This is a genomic window from Simkaniaceae bacterium, assembly GCA_021734805.1.
Classification (GTDB): Bacteria; Chlamydiota; Chlamydiia; order Chlamydiales; family JACRBE01; genus Amphritriteisimkania.
This window is the reverse complement of sequence record JAIPIG010000006.1, coordinates 40139-63626: the sequence shown is the minus strand read 5'-3', so window position 1 is coordinate 63626 and position 23488 is coordinate 40139. Positions and strand designations below refer to the sequence as shown.

The 23488-nt window shown below is 43.5% G+C and carries 20 protein-coding genes; 13 read left to right on the top strand and 7 right to left on the bottom strand.

The window, feature by feature from the left end:
• Positions 1–392: transposase (locus tag K9M07_02155; GenBank protein ID MCF7852025.1), on the top strand; the 392-nt coding region annotated here is incomplete at its 5' end.
• Positions 393–416: 24 nt separating this feature from the next.
• A complete protein-coding gene (locus K9M07_02150) occupies positions 417–875 on the top strand; it encodes a hypothetical protein (protein ID MCF7852024.1) in 459 nt (152 codons plus the stop codon).
• A 55-nt stretch (positions 876–930) separates the two neighbouring features.
• Here the strand turns inward: K9M07_02150 and K9M07_02145 are convergent, their stop codons facing one another.
• Entirely contained in the window at positions 931–1875 is a 945-nt protein-coding gene (locus tag K9M07_02145; protein MCF7852023.1) for a hypothetical protein, read from the bottom strand.
• 139 nt (positions 1876–2014) lie between these two features.
• Here K9M07_02145 and K9M07_02140 point away from each other — a divergent pair, with 139 nt between their 5' ends.
• A complete protein-coding gene (locus tag K9M07_02140; GenBank protein MCF7852022.1) occupies positions 2015–5281 on the top strand; it encodes a DEAD/DEAH box helicase in 3267 nt (1088 codons plus the stop codon).
• A 135-nt stretch (positions 5282–5416) separates the two neighbouring features.
• Positions 5417–5686 (top strand): Fic family protein, encoded by a 270-nt coding sequence (locus tag K9M07_02135; GenBank protein MCF7852021.1) that lies wholly within the window; start codon positions 5417–5419, stop codon positions 5684–5686.
• A 142-nt stretch (positions 5687–5828) separates the two neighbouring features.
• Here K9M07_02135 and K9M07_02130 read toward each other — a convergent pair whose 3' ends face one another.
• Together K9M07_02130 and K9M07_02125 are read right to left on the bottom strand one after the other, a co-directional pair.
• Positions 5829–6683, bottom strand: coding sequence for a hypothetical protein (locus K9M07_02130; protein ID MCF7852020.1), 855 nt, complete (start codon positions 6681–6683; stop codon positions 5829–5831).
• A 42-nt stretch (positions 6684–6725) separates the two neighbouring features.
• Positions 6726–8693, bottom strand: a complete 1968-nt coding sequence (locus tag K9M07_02125; GenBank protein ID MCF7852019.1) for a hypothetical protein — start codon at positions 8691–8693, stop codon at positions 6726–6728.
• Positions 8694–8939: 246 nt separating this feature from the next.
• On the opposite strand from K9M07_02125, the gene K9M07_02120 reads away from it, so the two are divergent.
• The 7 genes from K9M07_02120 (at position 8940) to K9M07_02090 (ending at position 16040) form a co-directional block, all read left to right on the top strand.
• The gene (locus tag K9M07_02120) at positions 8940–9899 is read left to right on the top strand and encodes a hypothetical protein (protein MCF7852018.1); all 960 of its coding nucleotides are present in this window, start codon (positions 8940–8942) and stop codon (positions 9897–9899) included.
• 35 nt (positions 9900–9934) lie between these two features.
• Entirely contained in the window at positions 9935–11116 is a 1182-nt protein-coding gene (locus tag K9M07_02115) for a hypothetical protein (protein MCF7852017.1), read from the top strand.
• Positions 11113–12498: a hypothetical protein gene (locus tag K9M07_02110; protein ID MCF7852016.1), complete on the top strand. Its 1386-nt coding sequence runs from the start codon at positions 11113–11115 to the stop codon at positions 12496–12498. Before K9M07_02115 ends, K9M07_02110 begins: the two co-directional genes overlap by 4 nt.
• Positions 12499–12560: 62 nt before the next feature.
• Positions 12561–13592, top strand: coding sequence for a hypothetical protein (locus K9M07_02105; protein MCF7852015.1), 1032 nt, complete (start codon positions 12561–12563; stop codon positions 13590–13592).
• The gene (locus K9M07_02100; protein ID MCF7852014.1) at positions 13589–14275 is read left to right on the top strand and encodes a hypothetical protein; all 687 of its coding nucleotides are present in this window, start codon (positions 13589–13591) and stop codon (positions 14273–14275) included. The genes K9M07_02105 and K9M07_02100 overlap by 4 nt, the downstream gene beginning before the upstream one ends.
• Before the next feature lie 19 nt (positions 14276–14294).
• Entirely contained in the window at positions 14295–15473 is a 1179-nt protein-coding gene (locus K9M07_02095; GenBank protein ID MCF7852013.1) for a hypothetical protein, read from the top strand.
• 39 nt (positions 15474–15512) lie between these two features.
• Positions 15513–16040, top strand: a complete 528-nt coding sequence (locus tag K9M07_02090) for a histidine phosphatase family protein (GenBank protein MCF7852012.1) — start codon at positions 15513–15515, stop codon at positions 16038–16040.
• 331 nt (positions 16041–16371) lie between these two features.
• Here K9M07_02090 and K9M07_02085 read toward each other — a convergent pair whose 3' ends face one another.
• From K9M07_02085 to K9M07_02075, 3 genes are read right to left on the bottom strand one after another with little or no spacing between them, the layout of a single operon-like run.
• A complete protein-coding gene (locus K9M07_02085) occupies positions 16372–17445 on the bottom strand; it encodes a hypothetical protein (protein ID MCF7852011.1) in 1074 nt (357 codons plus the stop codon).
• A 28-nt stretch (positions 17446–17473) separates the two neighbouring features.
• Positions 17474–18022, bottom strand: coding sequence for a hypothetical protein (locus K9M07_02080; GenBank protein MCF7852010.1), 549 nt, complete (start codon positions 18020–18022; stop codon positions 17474–17476).
• Positions 18023–18039: 17 nt separating this feature from the next.
• Positions 18040–18564 (bottom strand): hypothetical protein, encoded by a 525-nt coding sequence (locus K9M07_02075; protein MCF7852009.1) that lies wholly within the window; start codon positions 18562–18564, stop codon positions 18040–18042.
• A gap of 106 nt (positions 18565–18670) precedes the next feature.
• On the opposite strand from K9M07_02075, the gene nth reads away from it, so the two are divergent.
• The gene (nth, locus tag K9M07_02070; GenBank protein ID MCF7852008.1) at positions 18671–19288 is read left to right on the top strand and encodes an endonuclease III; all 618 of its coding nucleotides are present in this window, start codon (positions 18671–18673) and stop codon (positions 19286–19288) included.
• 273 nt (positions 19289–19561) lie between these two features.
• Here the strand turns inward: nth and asd are convergent, their stop codons facing one another.
• Positions 19562–20509 carry an archaetidylserine decarboxylase gene (gene asd, locus K9M07_02065; GenBank protein MCF7852007.1) on the bottom strand — a complete coding sequence of 316 codons (948 nt, stop codon included), beginning with the start codon at positions 20507–20509 and terminating at the stop codon, positions 19562–19564.
• A 74-nt stretch (positions 20510–20583) separates the two neighbouring features.
• Between asd and secA the strand changes: the two genes are divergently transcribed.
• Positions 20584–23487: a preprotein translocase subunit SecA gene (gene secA, locus K9M07_02060; GenBank protein ID MCF7852006.1), complete on the top strand. Its 2904-nt coding sequence runs from the start codon at positions 20584–20586 to the stop codon at positions 23485–23487.
• The last annotated feature ends 1 nt before the right edge of the window (position 23488 follow it).

Here is a 23488-nt window from a genome sequence, read left to right as displayed (position 1 = left end):
CGACAAAGCTAATAAGCGAAAACCAAGCAATAGCAGTTGAAAGTCTTAATGTTAAAGGCATGCAGAAGAACCACAAATTAGCTAAATCAATAGCTGATTCAAGTTGGGGAGATTTCTTTAGAAAGCTTAAGTACAAAGCAGAATGGTACGAACGAGAGCTTTTAGAAATTGACCGTTGGTTTCCGTCTTCTAAAAGATGCAGTTGCTGTGGACATATCTATAATGGATTAAGCTTAAGTGATAGAATCTGGGAGTGTCCTTCTTGTAAGAAAACGCTCGATAGGGATATCAATGCAGCTAAGAATATTTTAACCGTCGGGCTGGCGGGGTTAGCCTTTGGAGAGAGCGGAAGACTCGGCAACAATAATTTGTTGCAAAGCTGTTCTCTGTGAATTAGGAATCCCCTGGCTTTAGCCATGGGGAGCTGTCAAGAGGATCATTTAGAGATCTTCAGCCCCGGTAATTTTCCGGGGCATATCAATATCAATAATTTAGGAGAAGGGATAACGCATTTACGAAATCCGGTCATCGGTAGAATGGCCCACAAGATGGGAATTATTGAAAAATTGGGTTCAGGCATTAAGTTGATTTTTGATAGCTGTCGGGCCTTAAAAATTATCCCACCCACTTTTTCTGAAGACGGTGATTATGTAAAAGTAATATTTGAATTTAAGACCATAAAAAATGAGAGGAAATCTGACGCAGAAATATTGATCGATTTGTTCAAAGTAAAATCAGTCATTAACATTCATGAGATGATTAATCACTTAGGCCTCTCTAAAAATACAACTTTTAAAGTTTTACGCTCCCTAATTGATCAAGGATTAGTTAAACGTATCGGAAAAGGAAAAAACACACGCTATGTTTTAAAATAATTCTTTCCGATTAAAAAATCCCCTCAATGAACGAGACGAGATTGGCGCCCGCTGTTCAACTCATTTCGGCAGCATCAACCTTTGCATTGGTAAGCATTAACTGAGTCACCAACACCAAAGACTGTCTTTCTTGTTCTTCAGGAGAATTCTCTGCTATGATCCGCATCACGTCATCTAAATTGGGCTTTTTTAAGCCATTTCGAATGCCAATGTCATTTAACTTCTCTTTCACAAAAGAAGAAACGGCATGATGGAGGGCATCCCATGTCTTTTGAGGAATCTGAAGCACTCGAGCTATCTCGCGCACATCGTCAATCGACGTCATCGGCTCGGTCATACCCAACGTATTGAAAGCAACTCTTCCGGTGGGAGCTCTCTTGAGCCCGCTCTCCATTGCTCTACCTAGGCAATCCGAACTACTCATAGCGAAAAGGGCCTGAGCTGTTGTCCACATAGTCCCCTTTGCCAACAAACAAAGAGCTCGATCCATAGCAATGACTTGTCCCACATGAACTCCCGCATCGACTAAACTATCCCTCACATCTTCTCCCTCTGATGAGAAAAATCCTGTTGCTACATGGAGCGTATTCCGAGTAACCGGATGGTGATGTAGAGCGGCATGGGTTACCTCCTCATAAAGATAATGCGCTGCCACTTCGGTTATAGAATGCTCATGCTTTTCAGAATGATGCGCTTCAGCATCTTCATGGGGTTTTGCACTACACGTTTTGGGTGCGTCATCTCTTAATTCATTTGTCATAAAAGGAGGTAGAGAAGATAAGCTTGCGCTTTTTAAGCTAGCTAACAGACTAGATTCAGGCCTTTGATAAGCAGCGATTGGCCCGCCCCTCAACTCAAAAGCCATCTCAGGGACCTCTCCACTCATGATTCTTGCAAAAAGAGAGCCTACTCTATCTTTATCCTTTGGGCTAATTGAAGAGCTCTCGTCTTCCGGAGTATCATATTCTAATTTTCGTGTGGGGGAAATAGCTTCAGACATGTGTTAATCCTAATGTAAAGACTAAAAATCATAGCGCATCTTATCATTATACTGAATAAAGATTAGCACCACATTAACCATTCCTTTAAAATTCAGCCATCTGCTAAATTTAAAACGTGTTTGAAACCGCGAGAGGCACATGATGGAAATATCAATGACACCGTATACAAAAGAAAATTTGGTCGATTTTTTTGGTGAACATACCTACTCCAAGGGAGCTCAATATCTTTTTAAAAAATGTGTTTTGAATGTTCGCATAGAACATTATAAAAACATCCTATTAATCGAGGGGACTGTCCGCGGCAGTCAAAAAAAGCCTTATATAAGCACCATTGAATTCGATCTCGACCATTCGGATCCGCTTACATTCTTTAATAATCAGTGTAGTTGCCCCTTAGGTGGAGAATGTAAACATGTCGTTGCAACGCTTCTAGAAGCAATGACACTTTTTCAAGATAAATCTACACCTCATCCTATGAGTAGAGCTCACCATGAATCGCATTCCGACCCATGGTCTTCCTTCTTTGAAAGCATAAAAAATAAAGAAAAAGAAACACAAACCCCTCAACCCGTTGTTTTTCTTTTTCAAAACCCCTCTAATTCCCCTATCATTACCTATCTAAATTGTGGATTTTCGCGCATTCTAAAGAGTGGCAGGTATGCCAAACCGACTTCTTTGCCCTATTATCTAAATACACAACAATTACATCAAAACGATCTCCACATCCTATCGACCTTAATCGCATCAAAAGTATTCCAATCGCGCTCAACATATGATCTCCTTAATAGAGGGGCGATCGAAATCGCCTCAATTAAAACGTTTTCCCAAATAGATCTCCTATTGGATACCGGACGTTGTTTCTTTGATAGCATGACGACTCCTCTTCAAAAGGGAGAGAAAAAAAAGCTCTCTCTGTCTTGGCAACCGGATCAAAACAGTACCTATTATCTTGTTCCTCTCATAGATCAAGAGCGACCCTGTTTTATCCTCTTATTTGATGAATGCCACTATATCGACCCCGAAACAATGACCTGTGGACCTCTAGAGTTGGATATGTCACCTGAACATCTGGCTCGTTTCTTAAATGATAACTTGAACGTTCCCGTTGCGCAAATCCCTCAATTTATCCGTCATTTGGAAACATCGGATCTACAAAAAATGCTTCCCCATCCCCCGCAACTCCCCGTGAGCTCTATAGAACCAAAACCCATCCCTAAGCTCAAGCTATCGGGGAAATTTGGCACTCCTATTATTTCTCTTTCCTTTCTCTATGATAAATATGAAATCCCCATTGAACATCCCGAAAAAGTCATAAAGCGCATCGACGGGGGCCATTGTTTAGAAATCACGCGTGATATCGAAGAGGAAACGATCGCTCTTAACGAAATCACCCAACCTCCCTTTAAAAGTATCTCTTTAATTCATTTTCGAAGCGATACAATTGCTTTTACTTTTGAGAGATCTCATCAAACACGCGCCCTTCAACAACTCCGCACCCTAGAAAAAAAGAAATGGCGCTTTGAAGTAACTCATGATTTCCCCTATGAATGGTTGAATGAAATCGATTCATTCTTCATCGATATCGAAGAAAAAGCCTCTAAAAATAATTGGTTCGATCTTGAATTGGGCGTACTTGTCAATGGAGAAAAAAAGCGCTTAGATTTTATCCTAAAAGAACTTTTAGAAACCCGGTTTTCAACACATAGCGCTATCGCAGCAATTGATCCCAAAACCAAATTTCCTATTCAATTTCCCGATGGAACCAATAATATCATCGATGGAGAACGGCTCAAAAAGATGCTCTCTTTTCTACTCGAATTATATGATAAAAAATCCAACTCAATGAAACTACCCAAATCCAATACCCACGACATTGAAGGATGGAAAAAGACATTAGACGGCATCGTTAAATGGAAAACAAACGCCCAATTTGAAAAAATTCTAAAGCAATTGTCTGAAGCAATGAATCCTCCCCATCTACCTCTTCCGGAAACGCTCCAAGCCACTTTAAGGAATTATCAACACACCGGTTTCAATTGGCTGCAACATTTGCAAAAATGTTCATTTGGAGGCATTTTAGCTGACGATATGGGCCTCGGGAAAACGATTCAAATCCTCACTCACCTCCTCGCTGAAAAAGAAGCGGGTAGGATGAAAAAACCCTCTTTAATTATCGCACCAACGAGTTTAGTTCCCAATTGGGTTCATGAAACCACTCGCTTTGCCCCCTCTTTAAAAGTATTAGTCCTTCATGGGCAAGAGAGAAAAGAACAATTTTCCGAAATACCGGATCACGACATTGTTTTGACGACATATCCCCTCATCGTTAGGGATCAGAAAATCTTCTTCAAGCACTCCTTTTACACCATCGTTCTCGATGAGGCCCAATACATCAAAAACTCACTCACAAAATCATTTCAAGTGTTGTGTGAATTAGATGCAATGCACCGTTTTTGTCTTTCGGGAACGCCTATGGAAAATCATTTAGGTGAACTTTGGTCTATTTTCCACTTTTTAAATCCCGGCCTCTTAGGGAATAAACAACAATTCTCCCGCCACTTTAGAAACCCCATTGAAAAAATGGAAAACAAAGAAATACAAGAGCGGTTATCCAAAAAAATCGCCCCCTTCCTCTTGCGTAGGACGAAGGATAAAGTTGCCATTGAGCTTCCCCCCAAAACAGAGCTGATTAAGTATATCGCCGTTAAAGACGATCAACGCGATCTCTATGAAACCATACGCATATCGATGCTTGAAAAAGTCAAGCAGGTGATCCAAGAAAAAGGGCTTGCAAAAAGTCAGATTATTATCCTCGATGCCCTTCTCAAAATGCGTCAAGCGTGCTGCGATCCAAGACTCGTTAAAATGAAAACCAATGCTTCCGTCATCGCTTCCGCTAAGCTCGAATACCTTGTAGAACTTTTAACGACATTATTAGATGAAAACAGAAAAATCCTCCTCTTCTCCAGCTTTACTTCTATGCTGGCATTGATTGAAGAACAATTGCAAACGCTCCATGTCAACTACGTTAAGTTAACGGGACAAACAAAAAATAGAAAAGAAGTGATCGATCAATTTCAAAACGGCAATGTCCCCCTCTTTCTCATCAGCCTCAAAGCAGGGGGAGTTGGACTCAATCTCACCCAAGCCGATACCGTTATCCATTATGATCCGTGGTGGAATCCTGCAGCTGAAAGACAGGCAACGGATCGCGCGCACCGCATCGGACAAGATAAGCCCGTATTCGTTTATAAATTGATCACTGAAAAAACGATTGAAGAAAAAATCATCGCCCTGCAGCAAAAAAAACAAGACATGATCGATCATTTATTTGATTCTAAAGGAGCAGATCAACTCCGCCTTTCTATGGAAGAACTAGAAGAGCTCTTTAAACCGATCTCCTGAAACTAAGTTACTTATCGATCTTTCAAAATACATTTTTCGTCCAATCCGGATTTTGATTCCATATCAGACGAACTCCTAATTTAAGGACTCACCTTACGGTCTCCGTGCACCAAGCAAATAATTTACTGAGTTTTGATGACTGAGCTGACAGATTGGCTGCAAGGTGAACGCACAATCCCTCCGGTTCTTGCCGCGGGAATAGCGCAGTTCCAGCTGGTCCATATCCACCCGTTTGTAGACGGAAACGGCAGGACGTCCCGGCTTCTTTCCACCTTGTGCCTTTACCGCTCGGGAATAAACAGGCGTTCTTTACAAAGAGATCTTGCCGATCTCATAGAGAAAGGGATCATTGCACAAGAAGGAATTAAAAAAGCCACCCGTTACAGGCTGAACCGTCTTAGTTGATTTTTGCGACATTTTACGACATGTTTTTATGACAAAAAAGAACAACTATCGTCGTAAAAACAGAAAAAAGCCTCTTTGACATCAATTTATCCTGCTCAAAACAAAGAAAACGGAGTTTTGAGCAGGATACACGCCTTAAAAATTAGCTTTTTTTCATTTCAACAAGTGTTGCAGCTACCCAGCTCGGAGAAGGCGAGCCCTCAAATAAGCTTGCTACATTCACTAATTTAATATCTCGAATCTGAGCTTCTAAGGGCCCAAGCAGGTACCTGAGTATGGAGCAGGAATTTGTGCTGTCACTAAGACTAGCTTTACAATACTCATAATATTCACGGTAATTGCCGGCTTTTAGAACTTTAAACCCCTGTTGGATTGTCTCACGAGCAAAAGTAAGTGAGTTTTCATTGATCGGTTTTTCTTTTTGACAATCGTAGGCTTTCCCATAGTGGCAAAGATCTGCAGTAGCAACAACTACAGCATTTTTAGCAATTTCTCGAAGTTGATCTATTCCGGGCAATAACTCAGGTGCACGATTGACAAGAAAAGGATATTTAATGACCAGCTTAGGAATAGCAGAGTCGCGTCTCGAGCTTTCAAGCTCCCAAAGGAGCTTGAAAAAATATAGGGAAAACTCTGCTTTCAAAATGGCATTGTTCTCATCAGGGGAAAAAATACCCCTATAAGGATTAAGTGCAATATCCTCTTCCCTTTCTTCCTTTTTCTTAGCTACCAATAGTTCGTCTGTAAGGGCATGAAGGACTCCAAGCACGACTACAGTTTTTGCACCGCTATTCAAACAGCCATGAACGACGCTTGCAATTTGATGCCCACATTCATTTATGAACGTATGAGGGAAAATAGCACTTCCTCCCCGTTGCAAAGTCCGGGATAAATCCCATTGCTTACCTGCATCAAGGATTTTTAATAAACATTCTTCTCCTAGAGAATCAGCCTCGCTGTAGTATTCTTGAATTGCATTTGCCTTTAAAGGGATCATTTAACCTCTGTTACATCCCATAAGTTGAGTTGATCGCGCACCTTACTTGTTTTTTAAAAGTGTAGAAGTTGCAGATGACAAAGTTTGAGTAGAAACAACCCATCTTGGATCAAAATCAGCAAAATCATATCGCATTCCCCCTCCGGAATATCTTTCAGTTTTGAGGGCTCTATCCTTAATATATTGAATATATTCTCCGGCAGGAATTCTCGCAAAGGTAACCTGATCTACTTTTTGGTTCCCAATAAATTTATCTCTAACTTGCTTTAAAGAGCTTAGCTTTTTAAGATTAGACGCTCTTATAAAACCGGCATACCCTTCATCTCCCCTTTTATGAAGTCGAACTAGAGTCAGATCTTTATGAAGAATCTCCGTCTTGACATCAAAGCCTATCAGATTATTTGCCCTAATCCGATGTCCATGTCTAGTTACATCAAAGCAGCCGATGAATTTATCTCCAAAGGATTTATCATATTGACGTTGCCAAAAACGAATTTGACTCCCTTTAACTACAATATCTTGTCTGCCAATATCTTCCGTTGCAGAAATAACCGTTATATTTTTTCTTACATTTTCTTTAACTAACGGAGGAATCCCATAATCAAAGATGTTTTGAAGTTTCTGAGCAAAACTCAACCTGCCATTACCCATTTCAGCCCCTGTTGAACAGCTAACAAGAATGACTTGAGCTTTGTCATTAAAATTTTTAAGCGCCCAATCACGCACGAGTCGCTCCGGAGACACCCCTCTTAAATTATATCCCAGAGTTGAGGGCTCCCCGTGTACGGCAAGAATGACATGCGAGATGTTTTTATTTGTTTCAGTTAATCGCGCAATTTGATTTGCAGCCCCAATTCGATGAATTTTTTCAAAAACAAGTTTTCTTTCCCTTAAAAAGGGATACACCCAATCGTGAGATCTAGATAAAGCTCTAAATAAATCCCTATTAGCAGAAGCATAAATAACAGTTTCAGGACCATGACTAGCAAGTGCGATCCTATGAAGATTTAAATCTGCTTTCGAAGCAAGCCCAAAATGGCGCATGACCATCCGATCATGAAAATTTTGAGCAAATGTGTTCAGAGTAGGTCTTATTTTCAAAGCGAATGTTTCAAATTGTCTTATTGCAACAGTACTAACTTGTGCAGCGGTTGATTTGATTGTCGATGCAATGCTTCCGAGACGGTTTATCTCCGTTAGTTTTTCTATGCCTGTTTCTTCAACTTCCCGTACATTTGGAACCCACTTAGGAGCGACTCTACTAACAAGCATCGGAAGCGCGATGGCCGATACAACACGTGCACCTATCTCAACTCTTTGAAATCGATCCGCTACCTCAACGGCTTGAGTTAGCTCTTCAACAGGCATCAGTATGTGCTGAGCTGCCGCTTCAGCTATTGAATGGTCAGCAAGAGCAAAAGTATCCGGGCCTGAACCTGCAAGCCTAAGAAGATCAAGCCCCACCCTAGAAACAGCCATCACCCTGTCGCCCATACGATGTTTAGCCTCATCTAAAAGAGGATTGGGGAGTTTTTCTCGAGCAATAAAGGGATTACAAGATTCCTCAATTGCGTGCTTCCCGGCTAGAAGAACGAGCGAATCTCCTGTAAATTGGGCAACACTTTTCCCCACATCTTTGACAAACCCATAAACACCCCGCCCAACAGCTTTTGCATACTTGATAGCATCAGACTCATCTGTTAAAGAGCTTGCTAACTCTCCTCCAACATTTGTACCCTGTTGATCATCCCACCGAATCATCGACAACGACTCATCTCTCGAAGATAGACTTGCACTTTTTAGGCTAGCCAATATCGATTCGGGCCTTTGATAAGCAGCAATCATTGGCCCACGACTCAATTGAGAAGCCATCTCAGGTATAGCTCCATCCATGCTTCTCATAAAAAGAGAGAGCACCAAGCCTTTATCCTTTGCACTAACGGAAGTGACGCTCTCGTTTTCCGGAGTATCATATTCTAATTTTCGTGTGGGGGAAATAGCTTCAGACATGCATTAATCCTAATGTAAAGACTAAAAATCATATAGCATCCTATCATTATACTGAACAGAGATCAGCAATATCAATCATCCAATAAAAATATCATTAAGTTATCCTGCCCAAAACAAATAAAACAACTTTTGAATCACGAGCGGTATATGCGTCCTCTATTACATAAATTCTTTTAGCTTTTATTAATTCAATTAAACTCATAAAATAGCCCCTCCAAATCAATTTCATTTAACTAAGGATATACGATGGCATCCGTACTCGCTATTCCTAGGTCTGCTCCAACGATGATCGAACCGCTTGTTGCGATTGAGCCCCCGAGAATGACCCTCACGCTACATTCAATGCAAGCAGTTGCCAAAAGAATTTTTGAGATCTGCGATGAATGCAAATCTTGGACAGATCCCCTTTCCTGTGAATTACACATATGGAAAACAAGAGCGCAAGGCGTTGATCTATCCGATCTATCCGATGACGATCTGGATAACCTTTCTAAAGACATCGACGAATTGGCAAAAAAGCTGATCAATTCTATTGATGAGGCGCCTCTTGTATCTCCTACCCTCATATGCAACAAGTTTGTCGTTGAACCGTTCATGGTAGAAGAATGGAAAGAGCTATTTGCGGGAGCCAATCCCATTGATAACAGACTCGTATCAGATGCAAAACCCCATTATTTTGCCGCTTGTTTTCTCGAAGCACTCTCTCCTTTTGCTTCTCGATTTGCTAAGCCTCGACAAATCACCCCTTTACCGCCGGATGCTTCTAAAGACGATAAAATACGTCAAGCCATTAAATATAATGACTATGCCGAAAGAGCCTTTACAAAACTCAATAACCAAGAAACACGCATCGTCCTGAATTTATTAGAACAGGCTCAAGCCGAGTCTAATGACAGAGAATATGAGCGTCTTGAGAGCCGCGCTAAAGAAATTGAGCTCCAATTAGAGGCGACGATGGCAGCCTTTTCTTCTCGACTAGAGCATGCCGAAATGACCCATCAAGCTGAAAACGAAATTCACAGTACGGAAATCGGAAAACTTAAAACGGATTGTAGTGCATTGGCAGAAACAGTCGAAACCGAAGTCGCTCATAGAATCACGCTTGAAGCCCAAGTCACGAAGCTCAGGCAAGAACTCAATTGTACACGAGAGCTTCAAGCTCACTATGCAAGAAAAAGCGGTGGTGGTAAATGTTGCTGCATGTGATCCGCATACCGGTTTTAAAACAATAGGAGAGGACTATGTTACCCATAACTCCTAGGGCTGCTGCTGCAGAGGCATTGGTTGCCGCCCCGCGAGAAGAGACACCTCAGACGGGTATTTTAGGTGCGATTCAACTTCTCGCTACCACCCAGCAAGAAAATACGCGAGCTCAAGCTGAAGCCGCTCTACAAAGTAGAATGATCAGCGCCCAAAGAAGTCGCGAAATGACAGAAATGCACCACTCTATAGCCCGTACCGACAAAGAACTTAGAGCCTGTGTAAAACAAGTCAGTAGCGCAATCCGGCGCCTCCCCACTTTTGATGCTGACGCTGCGGCAACCCCTTCCAAGCGCTCAGACAGCATCAGAATGGATCGAAAGGCTTTTGAAGAACATCTTGAAAAGACCATTGCAGCCGGTTATGAGGAGATTAAAGACGCACTTGAAGGCGAGCAATTTGAAAGCGCGGCTGAAATATTAACCCTCTGTGAAGACATTAGCGCTTACACAACCCGTTATGGCGAACCTCTTGTCTCTATGGATATAAAGACAACCGGAACAGTCGAATCCATGCTCTTTTTATGCTCAAAAATCAAATACAGAGCACCCACGCTTCTAACATGGGATGAACTGGAAGGACTCCCCCTCCATGCTCAACCACTAGCTCACAATTTTTTCTTAATCCGAGAATACCTCCTCCCCGCCTACAAAAGCTTAAGGGCTGCTCATCCCCGTTATGATCAGACCAAAGCACAGCTCAATCGAGTCAATTTAGAGCTGCAGTCCCTCTGCCCGAATGCACTCTGTAGCCACATCATTGCATCCCACTTTGGTATACTAAAAGAGGCGTTCGATAGGATCAAAACGTATATCCCAAAAGTAGCAGGGGAAGCTCCAATGATCTCAACGGATGCATGTGAAGCGCAAGATGATGCCGCCTGTTTAATGATTCGAAAACAAATTTTAGAGAGACTTGAAGCCAACCCTCAATTCAAAGATTATATGGAGGTGAAAAATGACATCTATATTCGAGTCCCCTTCCTCTTAAAAATAATTGGCATTGATGAAGCATTAATCGACCGGTTCAAAGAAAGCGCAGCGTCTCTTTTTTCATTGAATACGACTCACCCGGAAACTCCTTTTTTTCAATTCAACGGCGCGCTGATTGAATCGTTAATGGAAACATTAAATACAAACAGCCTAACAGAGAAAATGCTATGACAGGACCGGCCCTTGCTCTCACAGCAGCGCCTTTAATGACTCTTGACGAAGTTCGAGGAGCTATTCAAAAAAGAGCGCTTGTCCGGCAATCAAATCAAGCCGTTTTGGGAGCTATACAGGGCCTCTCAACCACTCATTCCGAACAAAAACAACTGCAACGAATCGCTCTCATACAATCTAAAACCGAAGATGCTATTCAAACGCAATTTGTTAAAGCATTGCCCCGATTTGTCGATCACTCCATGCGATCCGCTCAATCCCTGATGAAAACTCTACAAGATTTAGTCCCTACCGCCCCTTCGCCGGAAGATGACGACTCGGATGCTTCTGACTCTTCTGATGACAACTATCCCGCTGTGCGTCTTCTCAAATACAACGTGCGTCGTCCACTCGAATGGATGTGGATCATTGGTCCTATCTATGCGGAGGTCAAAGCCGCCGTTGCAACAGGTGTCAAATCCGCCATAGAAAGTATAGAGCAATCCCGTCGCCGGAAAACATACAATCCCACTTCGATTCTTTTGTTGTGCGATCATATTGAGTGCTATGAAAGTCGCTATGGAGAGCCTCTTTCTAAGATAGATATCAAAACCATTGGCAAAGTAGCCTCCCTGATCTATCGATGCCTTGAAGAGCCCTACCCCGTTTCACAATTTCTCCCCAAAGAAGACCTTCTCTCAAAGGATGAGCTTAAGCTTTTTCCCCAAACTCGTTTCTTTAAAAAAACTTATACACCCATCCCCCCACTGGCGCATTTTGGCCCCTTCGTATATTCCCAATTCCATCAAGGTATCCAAAAGTTCATTATCGCTCGTAACCTTTCTCTTTTTTGCCGACTTCTTCCCGCTTATCGCCGGTTACGAAAAGCCTGTCCGAGTTATGATAATCACGATTCGGAGCGCTTCTTCCCAATGAACACTAAACTTTCATATTTATCTCCTGATTTTACATACTCTATTCCTAATATTGTCTTAAACAATAGAAAACGCCAAATCCACCTAGCATGCAGTGAATTGCTCTCAGTCGCTGAAAAAGTATCTGATGCTTATGGAAAACTAGAGATCAATCCTACCGACTCCCTTCTTGAAATTAAAGCCAAAGCCCTAGAAGCAAGACGCCACATTGTCGAGTCACTCAAAAAAGATACCACCTTTTCAAACCTTATGCATCAGGTGAATGAAATCTATCGTCGAACATACCCTCTTTTAGAAATGATTGGACTTGAAGAAGAAACAATAGAATCCATAAAACGCTCCCAAGAAACTTCATTTGCGCTGAATACCGAAACGGCCGATGCTCCGCTCTTCTCTTTTACTAAGGAGTGGAGCCCATCACCCTTTGATATCATACTAGATGTAACCAAAGACAGGAAGATCATATGACCCCTTGCGCAAGAGCATCGATGCCTTACATGAACACATTAATTTAGAGGAGATCGTACCCTATGCGCACTAGAATAGCCCATAGTGGAGCCGGCAGAACCATTATTGAAGAGCTTCCGGCTCCGGTTGCACCCGCTTTGCATCTACAGCTTCGATCGCCGGCCATCAGTTTAGTCCATGCGATTAAAACGAAGATCACAAGCCTCAATGATGAGCAGATCAAGTGGCTGGATGCTTGGCTTGATAAATATAAAGAAGCCCCCGATGAACGCTTTCTATGTTTAAAAGACACTCCTGACAATGAGCGATTTCTATGTTTATGTGAACTCCATGAACAATTTTTGATGCCGCTCCATGCTAACTCATCTTATCGTGAACGGCCTATCATCGATGACCTATTGAAAGAAACTCTAAGAGCTCTCGATGCGGCGAGTAAACCCCTAGGCAAAACATCTGAGGCGTGTCTTTCCGACTATAAGAACTCTGCCCTCAGTTTAGTCCACGCGATCAAAGTCAACATCACAGGCCTCAATGATGAACAGCTCAAGTGGCTAGATGCTTGGATGGATAAATATAACAAAGCGCCGGAAGATCGCCGGTATTTATACTTATGCAGGATGTATCAAGCTTTTTTGACGCCGCTTCATGATAAAGCGTCTCCTAATGACCGGTCTATGATTACCCTTCCCTTATCAAATAAACTTTTGGACATCCTCGATGCGGCGAGTAAACCCCTAGGCAAAACGACTGAAGACTGTCTTGCTGATTTTCTAGCTATCAGCAGAGAAGCCCAAATCATCCGAGCTCAAACTAAACAGCTTACAGAAGCTGCAGTTACTCTTGCAAGGCGTGCCGATGATGCCGTTCAAGCTCATTTTGGGGCCGCTCGAAGCGCCTTAGTCGGTGTTGCTGAAACAATCGAAGAAGATGCAACGGCAGGGGCTACCGCCATAAGCACTGTTGTAGAGAGAGTCAATGAATTAGGCGTAGCCATCTTAGCCAATAATACTGAAGCGCATCGACTGGATGAAGCAATCAAACACAACACGGCTGAATTGAATACATCAAAAAATCGCTGGGAGAGTGAAATATGATACCCCCTCTACATGATATCGAAGCCGATTTTGATTATATCGATGCGCGCATGCGCGGGAATGTTCCTATAGTAGATGCCGCGCCCCTCCTGATTGCGCGAGATGATGCGGCTCTAACCGAGCTGACAACGCGCATCATCCATGCCCTCTCTGAAAGAGCAGATGAGGCTGAGGCCTTGTTTGAACAATTATTAGGTCGGGTGGATGCAATGAGTGACTCCATCCACTCTGGAGAAAAACTTAAGTTAAAAGAAGTCACCGAAGCAACCCAATCCCTATTCACAGAATCTAAAAGATTAAAAGAATCGATAATAGCAGCTGAAGAAAAACTCAAAGAACAAAATCGACTAAAGAAAATACTTATTTCAAATCTTAAAGGTCTAGAAGCAAAAGTATCCGGTCTAGTTCTTGACCATTTTTATATCGACGAAGAAGGGAATCGTGTCGATGTTTACCTCTCCCCTCCTCCTTCCGCTCAAGCGCCCGGCTATAATACGGGAGACCCAAGACATCTGACCCCCCAAGACCATCGAGGGATATTTAAAGGGGCAACCGATATAAAAATCCCCCCGCTTGTAGGGCCCGGCCCCATCATAGCGCCTCCGGAAGTAGAGCCATTCGATGTGTCCGCTCATCTTCCCGCATCCACCTTAAGAGCTCTTGAACAAACAGATAACGCATAACAACAAAGGACTTTAAAGCATGGCAATCCCTCCTCTTGTAGCAGCCGCAAACGCCGGAGCCGGTGAAGTGCTTCCCGAAGAAGATCCGGCAGCATTTGTGGCCAATGTCGCATATCTCAGACAAATCCAACCTGAACTCAACGATTTAAAAGTCCTCTTAGACCGTAGCCCGCTCAATGATGCGCTAACACATCATATTCGTGACTGGCATACCGGATTCGACCAAGCAAGAAAAGAAATCCTTCGATCACGCAATTTAACCGGGCCCCAACAAGACGCCGCCTTAATAGCGATCCATAACCACTATGTTGAAGCTTTGCAGGCTTGTCTTCGCGATGATTTAACACAAACTCCTTTAGATAATAATGCCGTTATCGGAACAGACGGGCATTCATACAACTCAATGGAATTGACAATCTATCTCAGTCGTTTCGGCGTACAAGAATTCTATCGAAGCCCATTTGATGTCAGACCTGATGCCGACGCAAGACCTGATGCCGACGCAAGACCTGATGCGTATCCCGTCTTTACAGTTCAGCCCCATTTTATCGCCCAGCATATGGTTGAATGGCTTAAAAAACATGGCATCGAAGCCGATTTTAGAGCACTAAGGCGCGATTATAATGCGCTTGGAGAGAGATTTACTCCTTTGCCCTCTCCCTATAATATCCGCCAGCGGCGAATTCAAATGCAGGCAGAAGATCTTGCAGCTCCCGATCAGGCAGCAAGAGCTCAGGCCTTACGCGAATTTTTAAGCGAAAGAGCCGCAGCAATGGCAGATCCATTTGCCGCTATTGGAGCTCGACTCAATGCTCAACTAGAGGTAATGGGGCGAGGGATTGCAGAACTTCAAGAGCGCGATGCCAGAAGGCATGGAGAGGTGGCTCAAGCGATCGCAGAAATAAGAGAAGCCCATAATGCCCTAGCCGGTATTGTTGAAGAAAATGGGGCTCGTCTCGTCGGGGTTGACGGACAGGTCCAACAGTCTTTCCGCGATAACGCCGAAATTCGAAAAAGCGTCGATAACCTCATTGAAAAAAATAGACACAAGACATCTTGGTTCCAAGAAGCGCTAAGAATTGCAGCCGTTATCGCCATAGCGTGCTGTATACCGGAAGCGTCAATACAGCTTACAGGCGGCAGCACAGCAGGAGGGGCTCAAGCCGGTGCTACAGCAACACGTTCATTCGCTTTCTAATACCATTTATGAAAAATAGAAATAAAAGGAGGGCCTTGCATGATTCTAAAAAAAGACTTCTTCTTTGTGCGTCATGGACAAACGGACTATAATCGATCTTCTAATAAGACAGATCACGGGGATATTTCCTTGAATGCTACAGGCAGGATGCAAGCACTCACGATAGCGCCCCTCCTAAACCAATTTCCCTTTCAAACGATTTGTTGTAGTCCCCTAAAAAGAGCAAAAGAAACTAAAGAGCTTTTAACTCCCGGCAGAGAACATCAAGAAATCTACGCTCTTGGAGAATGTACGGCTGAGATTTGGAGTGGTATGACCTCTTTAGGTCAAGACGCATTCAATAAAGGCTCTTCAACAGTAAGAAGTTTCCTTGAACAAGCCAAAAACGGGCTGAATCAAGCCTTACAACATCCCGGACCCGTCCTTATTATAGCCCACGGTGGAACGCATTGGGCAATATGTTACTGGATGGGTATCGAGGATCACAATTGGGTCATCGACAATTGCAAGCCGGTCCATTTCTCAACAACCCAAAATCCGGACCGATGGACAGCGAAATTGATTTGAACGGAAGCCAAGCTGCCATCTCCCCGGATCCAAGCGGGGAGCTTCTCACGCAGCTTAGAACGGATAGCGATAACCAATATTTCTTGACCGTCAAAAAATGTCCTCTATTTATGGGAGGGGATTTCTTAAAATCATAGACATCTGCGACTTTTCCGGGCCTAGAAAAGCAAAGTGAGTTCGTAAGATTATTGCAACGATCTCTATCTTATACGGCCATTTTTCAAGCCATTTTGGCCGTATCTTGGCCGTATTTACACTAAAATGGCCGTATTCATTAAAATACGGCCATTTTTCCAATGAACGGAATGGGTTAGATAGGACACATGTCGCACTACTCAGCAGACTGCTTCCTACCACAATCCTTGAGCGCTTGACCCAGTGACATTTGCAATTGAGGTGCAATTCTTCCGGGAATGTTAACTTTAGGAAGCTTTTCTCCGGAAAACCCATCGACCCCTCGCGCTACATCTACAACAACAAGCGACGCCCCCACACCAATACCCAAATCATTTTTTTGAGAGTTTTGAAAACGTTTGGCTGCGAGTGTGGCTACCGCCTGCGTAATTCCTTTTTCCGAAAAATATGGTATATCTTTAAGAGAAGATCGCTCTCCTAAACATCTTTTTAGTTCATTGCTCTTTGGAAAAGAGTATTCAACCGTTCTCCGGCTAAGCCCTGAATGACTTTTATCAACAACGCTTCCACGTCCGGATACTGTGGCATTATGACTGCTTTGATTCATAGCTACCCGACTGCCACCGGGTGCTGTTACTGGGGTAGAAACCTTTCCGTCTTCAGACAGAAACTTACGGGTCTCAATATCACGAGTAAGATACCCACTTGCAACTGAACCGGCTTCTCTTAATTCTCCTTGGACAAATGCCGTCACTTTAGCAGTAGAAATCCCGTCGTTATTAATTAATGATCTTGCAGCATCATCAAGCCCTCGTACTTGTGTGCACAGTCTACGTGCAATATCTGATCTTTCTCGAGAGACAGCTTCTTCAGCTAATGCTTGTATGAAACTCATCTCGGGTTCAACAGCTGCAGCAACCCTTTTATCCATCGGCCAAAATGGTTTTCCTCCTTCAATTGAGCAGCGCCCTTCTCGACCTTCAACGTATGTTGTATTGGATCTTGCTATGATACTTTGAAGACCTGATGCAGGAAGCTGCGCCCCTTTAATGCCATCACTTGGTCGTTGTGCAGGAGGCCTGTGGGACCCTACCCGTCTCGGTCTAAAAGACGCATCTTCTCGCCCCATCGTTGGGATAAAAAGGCGGCTTGCCGCATTAAATTGAGTCGTAACATCTCTTTTTCCCTTTGTAGTCAAACCGGGCTTTCCTGAAAGCATTCCATCTTCAGGTCCTTCAACCGGTCTACCCGTTTTAGTTATAGCACTCATTGCCTACCTCTATTATTAGTCATTAAAATTAAGTGTCTTTTTCATCTGAAATTTGATTCAGAGCATCAAATGCCTCATCACAAACCTCTTCCAATTCTAAAGCAGCGTATGTAGCAGCTATTTTATCCTTGATAACCGATGGCGCTACAAATAGCTCCTTAACCTCTTCATTAATCTTAGAAATTCCATCACAGATCCGATCTGCTTGAGCTGACATTCCCTTTTCAACAAGGAATGCCGCGGCGTGCCCCAATCCTCTCATTGTATAAGAGAGAGGTTTTTTGTCTTCGGGTGTATTAAATAGCCTTGGATCCATTTGATAAAATGGTTCTCCCTCTCTAAAAGAACACTGCTTTTTCGATCCCACAAAATCTTGTACTCTTTTAGTAGAAGGATCAAAAGCCGTAACCCTCAAAAACTGCTTTGCGAGCCCTGTCGCCATTGTTGGAATAGGGCATTCAGCAGCCGCTCTAAATTGAGCTCCCACGCGCGCCTTTTGCTCTTCACTTATCCCCTGCTCGTCGGGCCTTTCATCTTCAGGAGCTGTTGATAGACGAGTTGTACTAATTGGAGTCATTGGATGTGTCCTTTTTTTTATTCTTCTTCCGTATGGGCGCTATCTCTTAGACGAGTTTCTCTCGCGCAGTTTTTGAGCTGCTGTGCGACACCGGTTATCGAACTATAGCCGGTGTAGCGCTGGGGCCACATCTCTCTAACACGCTCTCTTAGTTCCCCGGTTGGAATCGCCGTATCGGCAAACTCACTGCTGAGCGACTGCCTGAAGTTTTCCGCGGACCTTTTCGGCAATTCCGTATCTAAACACGCCTTCAACTCTTTCCATTCGGGAAAGACTAAAGCGGGAGTTGTTTTTGTTTCGGGTGGCAACCGTTGCCCTCCTTTATAGAGATCAGCTAATAGTGGCCCATCTTTAATAGGCACGTAAAGTACGGGCTTAAAAGAGAGAGCCCCCTCACTTGCCATAGGAGCCGGACCTGCTAATGCCCATTCAAAAAGGCGGCTCACTCCCTCTTTTTCCTTACGAGAGATGCGAAGATCTTCAGCCCCCAAAGTTTCATCACCTGGATCTTCAGCTTTTACACCCACTGCTGAAACAGACATTTTGTCCCCCTTATTATTAAATAATAGGAGGGGACATTAACATTTTCTTTAAATTGCAGCAATTTAATTATTGCTTAAGGTGCACTCGCAGTATAATATACAACGAATGAAAAAAGACAATGTGGCTATCGTCAAACGCTTGCTAAACAAACACTTTCCCCATCCCGCTATTCCCCTCAAGCATCACAATGCCTACACACTCCTTATTGCCGTCCTCCTATCTGCACAATGCACTGATGCGCGAGTGAATGACATCACCCCGCTTCTATTTAAGGAAGCCGATACACCGGAAAAGATGGCCAGGCTCAGCGCTAAACAAATCGAAGGGATCATTCGCCCCTGCGGCTTAGCAGCGACCAAATCAAAAGCCATTCGCAATTTATCAAAAATCTTAGTTGAACAATATAATGGACATGTCCCGCGTACTATGGAAGAGCTCGAAGCGCTTCCCGGCGTAGGGCATAAAACGGCAAGTGTTGTGATGGTGCAAGCCTTTCATCGCCCTGCCTTCCCCGTTGATACGCATATCTTTCGCTGCGCACAGCGCTGGGGCCTCTCGAGTGGAAAAAATGTCAAACAAGTTGAGGCGGATCTCAAAGAGCTCTTTGCCAAAGCCACTTGGGGCAAAGTCCATCTCCAAATCATTCTCTTTGCCCGCGCTTTCTGCCCGGCGCGCGGCCACAAAGTGGAAAACTGCCCCATCTGCTCCGCCCTACACCAATAAGTTCACCCTTCAAATTCCGAAGCATGACAAGGCTAATCTCCGCAGAATATGCGGAGATTATTCGGCTTATTCTCCGCATATTTTTTAAATCGTTTATTATCAGTTCTTAAAAGGTTCTACACAAAGCACTACACCCCTAACCAAGCCAAATCTATTTTAGCAATGGAGATTTGGCTCAGTATGAAAAACTATACCAAGCCAAATCTCTTGAATCGGTTGCCCCCGGAATGTTGTTTAAGACCGCATTTAATTCGAGTCTGTGTTTATCTTTTATTACGGACAGACTTTAAGAGCCATGACTTGCCCCATATGGGCATACGTTTCAATTTGATTTTGGGTGTTTTCGATGAGGTCTTGAGAAAAGAGGATGCGATTTTGTTCAAAGAGAAGGATGAGGCTTGATCCGCCAAAAGAAAAATAGCCCTTTTCGTCCCCTTTTTTATAGGGCTGTCCGGGAGTGAAGGTTTGATGGATCGATCCGACATGGGTTGCGCCGATTTCAATATAGGCAATCACGCCAAAATCTCGAGTCTCTAAGAGAGTAAGCACCCGCTTATTTTGGGTCAGGTAGCGGATATTGTTCTTTAGGGCAATAGGATTGACGGAATAGAGGGGACCATTGATTAACTTTGGCTCTGAGGGGATGCAATCGCAAGGAAAATGAAAGCGGTGATAATCGACAGGGGCGAGTCGAGCGATGAGCATCGAGCCCCAATCATAGCGCTTGATCAGCTCTTGATCGTAGCCGAGGAGTTCTTTGATATCAATGGATTGTCCTTTAACCCAAATCTCCCCCGATTCATAGGCATTAGGCAAGGCTAAAAAGCGCCCGTCGCTCGGTAAAATAAGAACATCATCCCGCATTTCAATGGGCCTTGCGTCTCTTTTGAGTTTTCGGATAAAAAAATCATTAAACGACTCAAAAGCCTCCACAGGCTTTTCAAATTCATCCGATGTGACATGAAATTTATGGATAAAGGGAATAATTTTTGCTTTGGAAAAACTTCTTTTTTGCAAAAATCCATACCATTTTGATGCCATCGGCAATCGACAAATGAATGGAAGCAAGACTTTGCCAATCCACGACACAAAAGGAGCATTGCCATAGAGAATTTTGAGGAAAGTCCCCCCATAAATTTTTTCTTCGACAACGTTCTTTGTCAGTCTGTCATAGACAAAAAGGCGGTTTTTCAGCCGTCTCGATTGATGTTTCAAACACATTTTTTCAGTAGGAATTGCTGCTTTAAACAAAATGATCTATTATAATCGATTTAAAACGCAAAGGTTAGTTGATTATGGCAGGCATTTTAAAGAAAATTTTTGGAACGGCGCAATCAAGACAGATTAAAAAATACCAAAAAATTGTCACTCAAATTAATGCCTATGATGAAGAGTTCAAAAAACTCTCCGATGACGATTTGAAATCGAAAACGGCCGAATTTCAAGCGCGATTCGCAAATGGAGAATCCCTTGATCATATGCTGCCGGAAGCATTTGCCGTCGTTAAAAACACCTGCCGCCGCTTAGCCGGTACGGAGATCCACGTATCGGGATATAATCAAAAGTGGGATATGATTCCCTATGACGTGCAGCTTATCGGCGGCATTGCCATGCACTATGGCTGCATTGCAGAGATGGAAACGGGAGAAGGAAAAACGCTCACGGCGACGATGCCCCTTTACTTAAGGGCTCTCACAAAAAAACCTGTCCACCTTGTCACGGTCAACGATTATCTTGCAATGAGAGACTGCGAATGGATTGGAAGCATTTTTAAATGGTTAGGACTGCGCATTGCAGCGCTGACAAATGAAACTTCCATAGAAGAGCGTCAACATATTTATGAGAGTGATATCGTTTACGGAACTGCTTCTGAGTTTGGCTTTGATTACTTGAGAGACAACTCAATGGCTCAGCGCAAAGAAGATCTCGTTCAGAGGGGCCACTATTTCGCCATTATCGATGAGGTCGACTCGATCTTAGTCGATGAGGCGCGCACCCCCTTAATTATTTCAGGACCTATGGCTGCATCGAAGCAGATGTATGATGAGCTTAAAAGTCCGGTGAGTGAAATCGTCCGTCTACAGCGCAATTTTTGCAATGAATTGGCCTCAAAAACATCAAAGAAACTCGAAGAGCTCGGCTTAATGCAAGCGAGTGATGAAGCTCTCATCATCCCTAAAGGCAAAGAAAAAGAAGTCGATGACGCCTTTCGCTCATTATGGCTTTTGAGCAAGGGGATGCCCCGCCATAAAACGCTCAAGCGCATTAAAGAGCATCCCGATTTACGAGCACGCCTGGAAACTTGGGAAACAAATTTCTATTCCGATCAAAATAAAGAAGAAAAACTCAAACTCTTATCAGAGCTCTATATCATTATCGATGAGAAAGCATCCGATTATGAATTGACCGACAAAGGGATCCATGCTTGGGCAAATGCCGGAGAGGGAACGCAACAAGACGATTTTGTCATGATGGATCTTGGCGACGAATATGCTAAAATCGATGCGGAGCCGATTTCAGATAAAGAACAGCTCAATCGCAAAATTGCGCTAAGACAAGAAGATGCCGCGAAAAAAGAGCGCGCTCATAATGTGCGCCAACTCTTCCGCGCTCACCTCTTAATGGAAAAAGATATCGACTACATTGTTCAAGACAATAAAATTGTTATTATTGATGAACATACCGGACGTCCACAACCCGGACGCCGTTTCTCTGACGGACTCCATCAGGCCATTGAAGCAAAAGAAGGCGTCTCTATCCAGGGAGAAACACAAACCTATGCGACCATTACGCTTCAAAACTATTTCCGCATGTATGACGGACTGGCCGGCATGACCGGAACTGCAATGACGGAAGCGGGTGAATTTAAAGAGATTTACAAACTGGATGTTCTCGAAATCCCAACACATCGCCGCTGTGTTCGCGCTGATTTTAACGATGAAGTGTACATGACGGAAAGGGAAAAATACCAAGCGATCCTTAAAGAAATCCAAGCAGTCCATGAGAAGGGTCGCCCTATTCTCATCGGAACGGAATCCGTTGAAATTTCTGAAAAATTATCGCGCATTCTGCATACGGCTAAACTCGATCATACGATCCTTAACGCAAAAAATCATGCGAAAGAAGCTGAAATCATTGCCCACGCCGGTAAAAAAGGCGCTATTACCGTTGCAACGAACATGGCGGGACGCGGAACCGATATTAAACTCGAACCCGGCGTTTCCGAGCTCGGCGGTCTCTATGTGATTGGGACAACACGTCACCACTCGCGTCGTATTGACCGTCAGCTGAGAGGCCGCTCTGCGCGTCAAGGAGATCCGGGATCTTCTAAATTCTATGTCTCTTTTGAAGACTCGCTCATGCGACTATTTGCCTCACCGCGCATCACGGCCATCTTACAACGCTATCGCCCACAAGAAGGCGAAGCCATCACTGCAGGCATTCTCAATAAATCCATTGAAACGGCGCAAAAGAGAATTGAACAGCGCAACTATTCCATTCGCAAACACACGCTTGAGTATGATGATGTGATGAATAAGCAGCGGCAAGAAGCCTATACTTTCCGTGAAGCGATTCTCCATGAAGAGGACTCTTTCCTTATTGCTTATGATGTGATTGAGCAGCTGATGACTCAAACGACCATGCAATATTTACAATCAAGAGAGCAAGAAAACAGCTGGGATCCCAATGGCCTTCGTCTTTGGCTTAACGAGCACTTCCCCATCTCTTTTGATGAAACGCTATTCGATGACGATTATATCTCAGCAGAAGCCCTTGAAACTAAAGTGACTGATACCATCATCAACGCCTTTAAGAAAAAACTCGAAGGCGAAGCGCAACTCATTGCCGTTGTGCAAGAGATGTCTCAAAGAGAAATCGATCCCCTATCCGTCTTACGCGATGTGGTTCGCAATCTCTTGATTAAGACATTTGATTCTCACTGGCAAGAGCATCTTCTTGCGATTGATAATCTACGCACGGAAGTGTCAATGCGCGTTGTTGGACAAAAAGATCCTCTGATGGAATTTAAACATGAAGCTTTTGCCCTATTTAATCGCTTTAGCCTCGATTTAAAAATAGATGTCGCTCATGCCCTGTTTGCATTTGAAATGATTTTACCTCAAACACAAGAAATCAAAGAGACGATTCATCGATTGCAAACGCGCTCGATTCCCCATAAGACATATATCGATCTCTAAA

What these genes read in the sequence shown, in the direction of transcription:
- K9M07_02095 (MCF7852013.1), top strand. Translation starts at nt 14,295, where the DNA reads ATGGCAATCCCTCCTCTTGTAGCAGCCGCAAACGCCGGAGCCGGTGAA.
- K9M07_02105 (MCF7852015.1), top strand. Translation starts at nt 12,561, where the DNA reads ATGCGCACTAGAATAGCCCATAGTGGAGCCGGCAGAACCATTATTGAA.
- K9M07_02150 (MCF7852024.1), top strand. Translation starts at nt 417, where the DNA reads ATGGGGAGCTGTCAAGAGGATCATTTAGAGATCTTCAGCCCCGGTAAT.
- asd (MCF7852007.1), bottom strand. Translation starts at nt 20,509, where the DNA reads ATGTGTTTGAAACATCAATCGAGACGGCTGAAAAACCGCCTTTTTGTC.
- nth (MCF7852008.1), top strand. Translation starts at nt 18,671, where the DNA reads ATGAAAAAAGACAATGTGGCTATCGTCAAACGCTTGCTAAACAAACAC.
- K9M07_02080 (MCF7852010.1), bottom strand. Translation starts at nt 18,022, where the DNA reads ATGACTCCAATTAGTACAACTCGTCTATCAACAGCTCCTGAAGATGAA.
- K9M07_02115 (MCF7852017.1), top strand. Translation starts at nt 9,935, where the DNA reads ATGTTACCCATAACTCCTAGGGCTGCTGCTGCAGAGGCATTGGTTGCC.
- K9M07_02145 (MCF7852023.1), bottom strand. Translation starts at nt 1,875, where the DNA reads ATGTCTGAAGCTATTTCCCCCACACGAAAATTAGAATATGATACTCCG.
- secA (MCF7852006.1), top strand. Translation starts at nt 20,584, where the DNA reads ATGGCAGGCATTTTAAAGAAAATTTTTGGAACGGCGCAATCAAGACAG.
- K9M07_02110 (MCF7852016.1), top strand. Translation starts at nt 11,113, where the DNA reads ATGACAGGACCGGCCCTTGCTCTCACAGCAGCGCCTTTAATGACTCTT.
- K9M07_02140 (MCF7852022.1), top strand. Translation starts at nt 2,015, where the DNA reads ATGATGGAAATATCAATGACACCGTATACAAAAGAAAATTTGGTCGAT.
- K9M07_02100 (MCF7852014.1), top strand. Translation starts at nt 13,589, where the DNA reads ATGATACCCCCTCTACATGATATCGAAGCCGATTTTGATTATATCGAT.
- K9M07_02075 (MCF7852009.1), bottom strand. Translation starts at nt 18,564, where the DNA reads ATGTCTGTTTCAGCAGTGGGTGTAAAAGCTGAAGATCCAGGTGATGAA.
- K9M07_02125 (MCF7852019.1), bottom strand. Translation starts at nt 8,693, where the DNA reads ATGTCTGAAGCTATTTCCCCCACACGAAAATTAGAATATGATACTCCG.
- K9M07_02130 (MCF7852020.1), bottom strand. Translation starts at nt 6,683, where the DNA reads ATGATCCCTTTAAAGGCAAATGCAATTCAAGAATACTACAGCGAGGCT.
- K9M07_02135 (MCF7852021.1), top strand. Translation starts at nt 5,417, where the DNA reads ATGACTGAGCTGACAGATTGGCTGCAAGGTGAACGCACAATCCCTCCG.
- K9M07_02090 (MCF7852012.1), top strand. Translation starts at nt 15,513, where the DNA reads ATGATTCTAAAAAAAGACTTCTTCTTTGTGCGTCATGGACAAACGGAC.
- K9M07_02120 (MCF7852018.1), top strand. Translation starts at nt 8,940, where the DNA reads ATGGCATCCGTACTCGCTATTCCTAGGTCTGCTCCAACGATGATCGAA.
- K9M07_02085 (MCF7852011.1), bottom strand. Translation starts at nt 17,445, where the DNA reads ATGAGTGCTATAACTAAAACGGGTAGACCGGTTGAAGGACCTGAAGAT.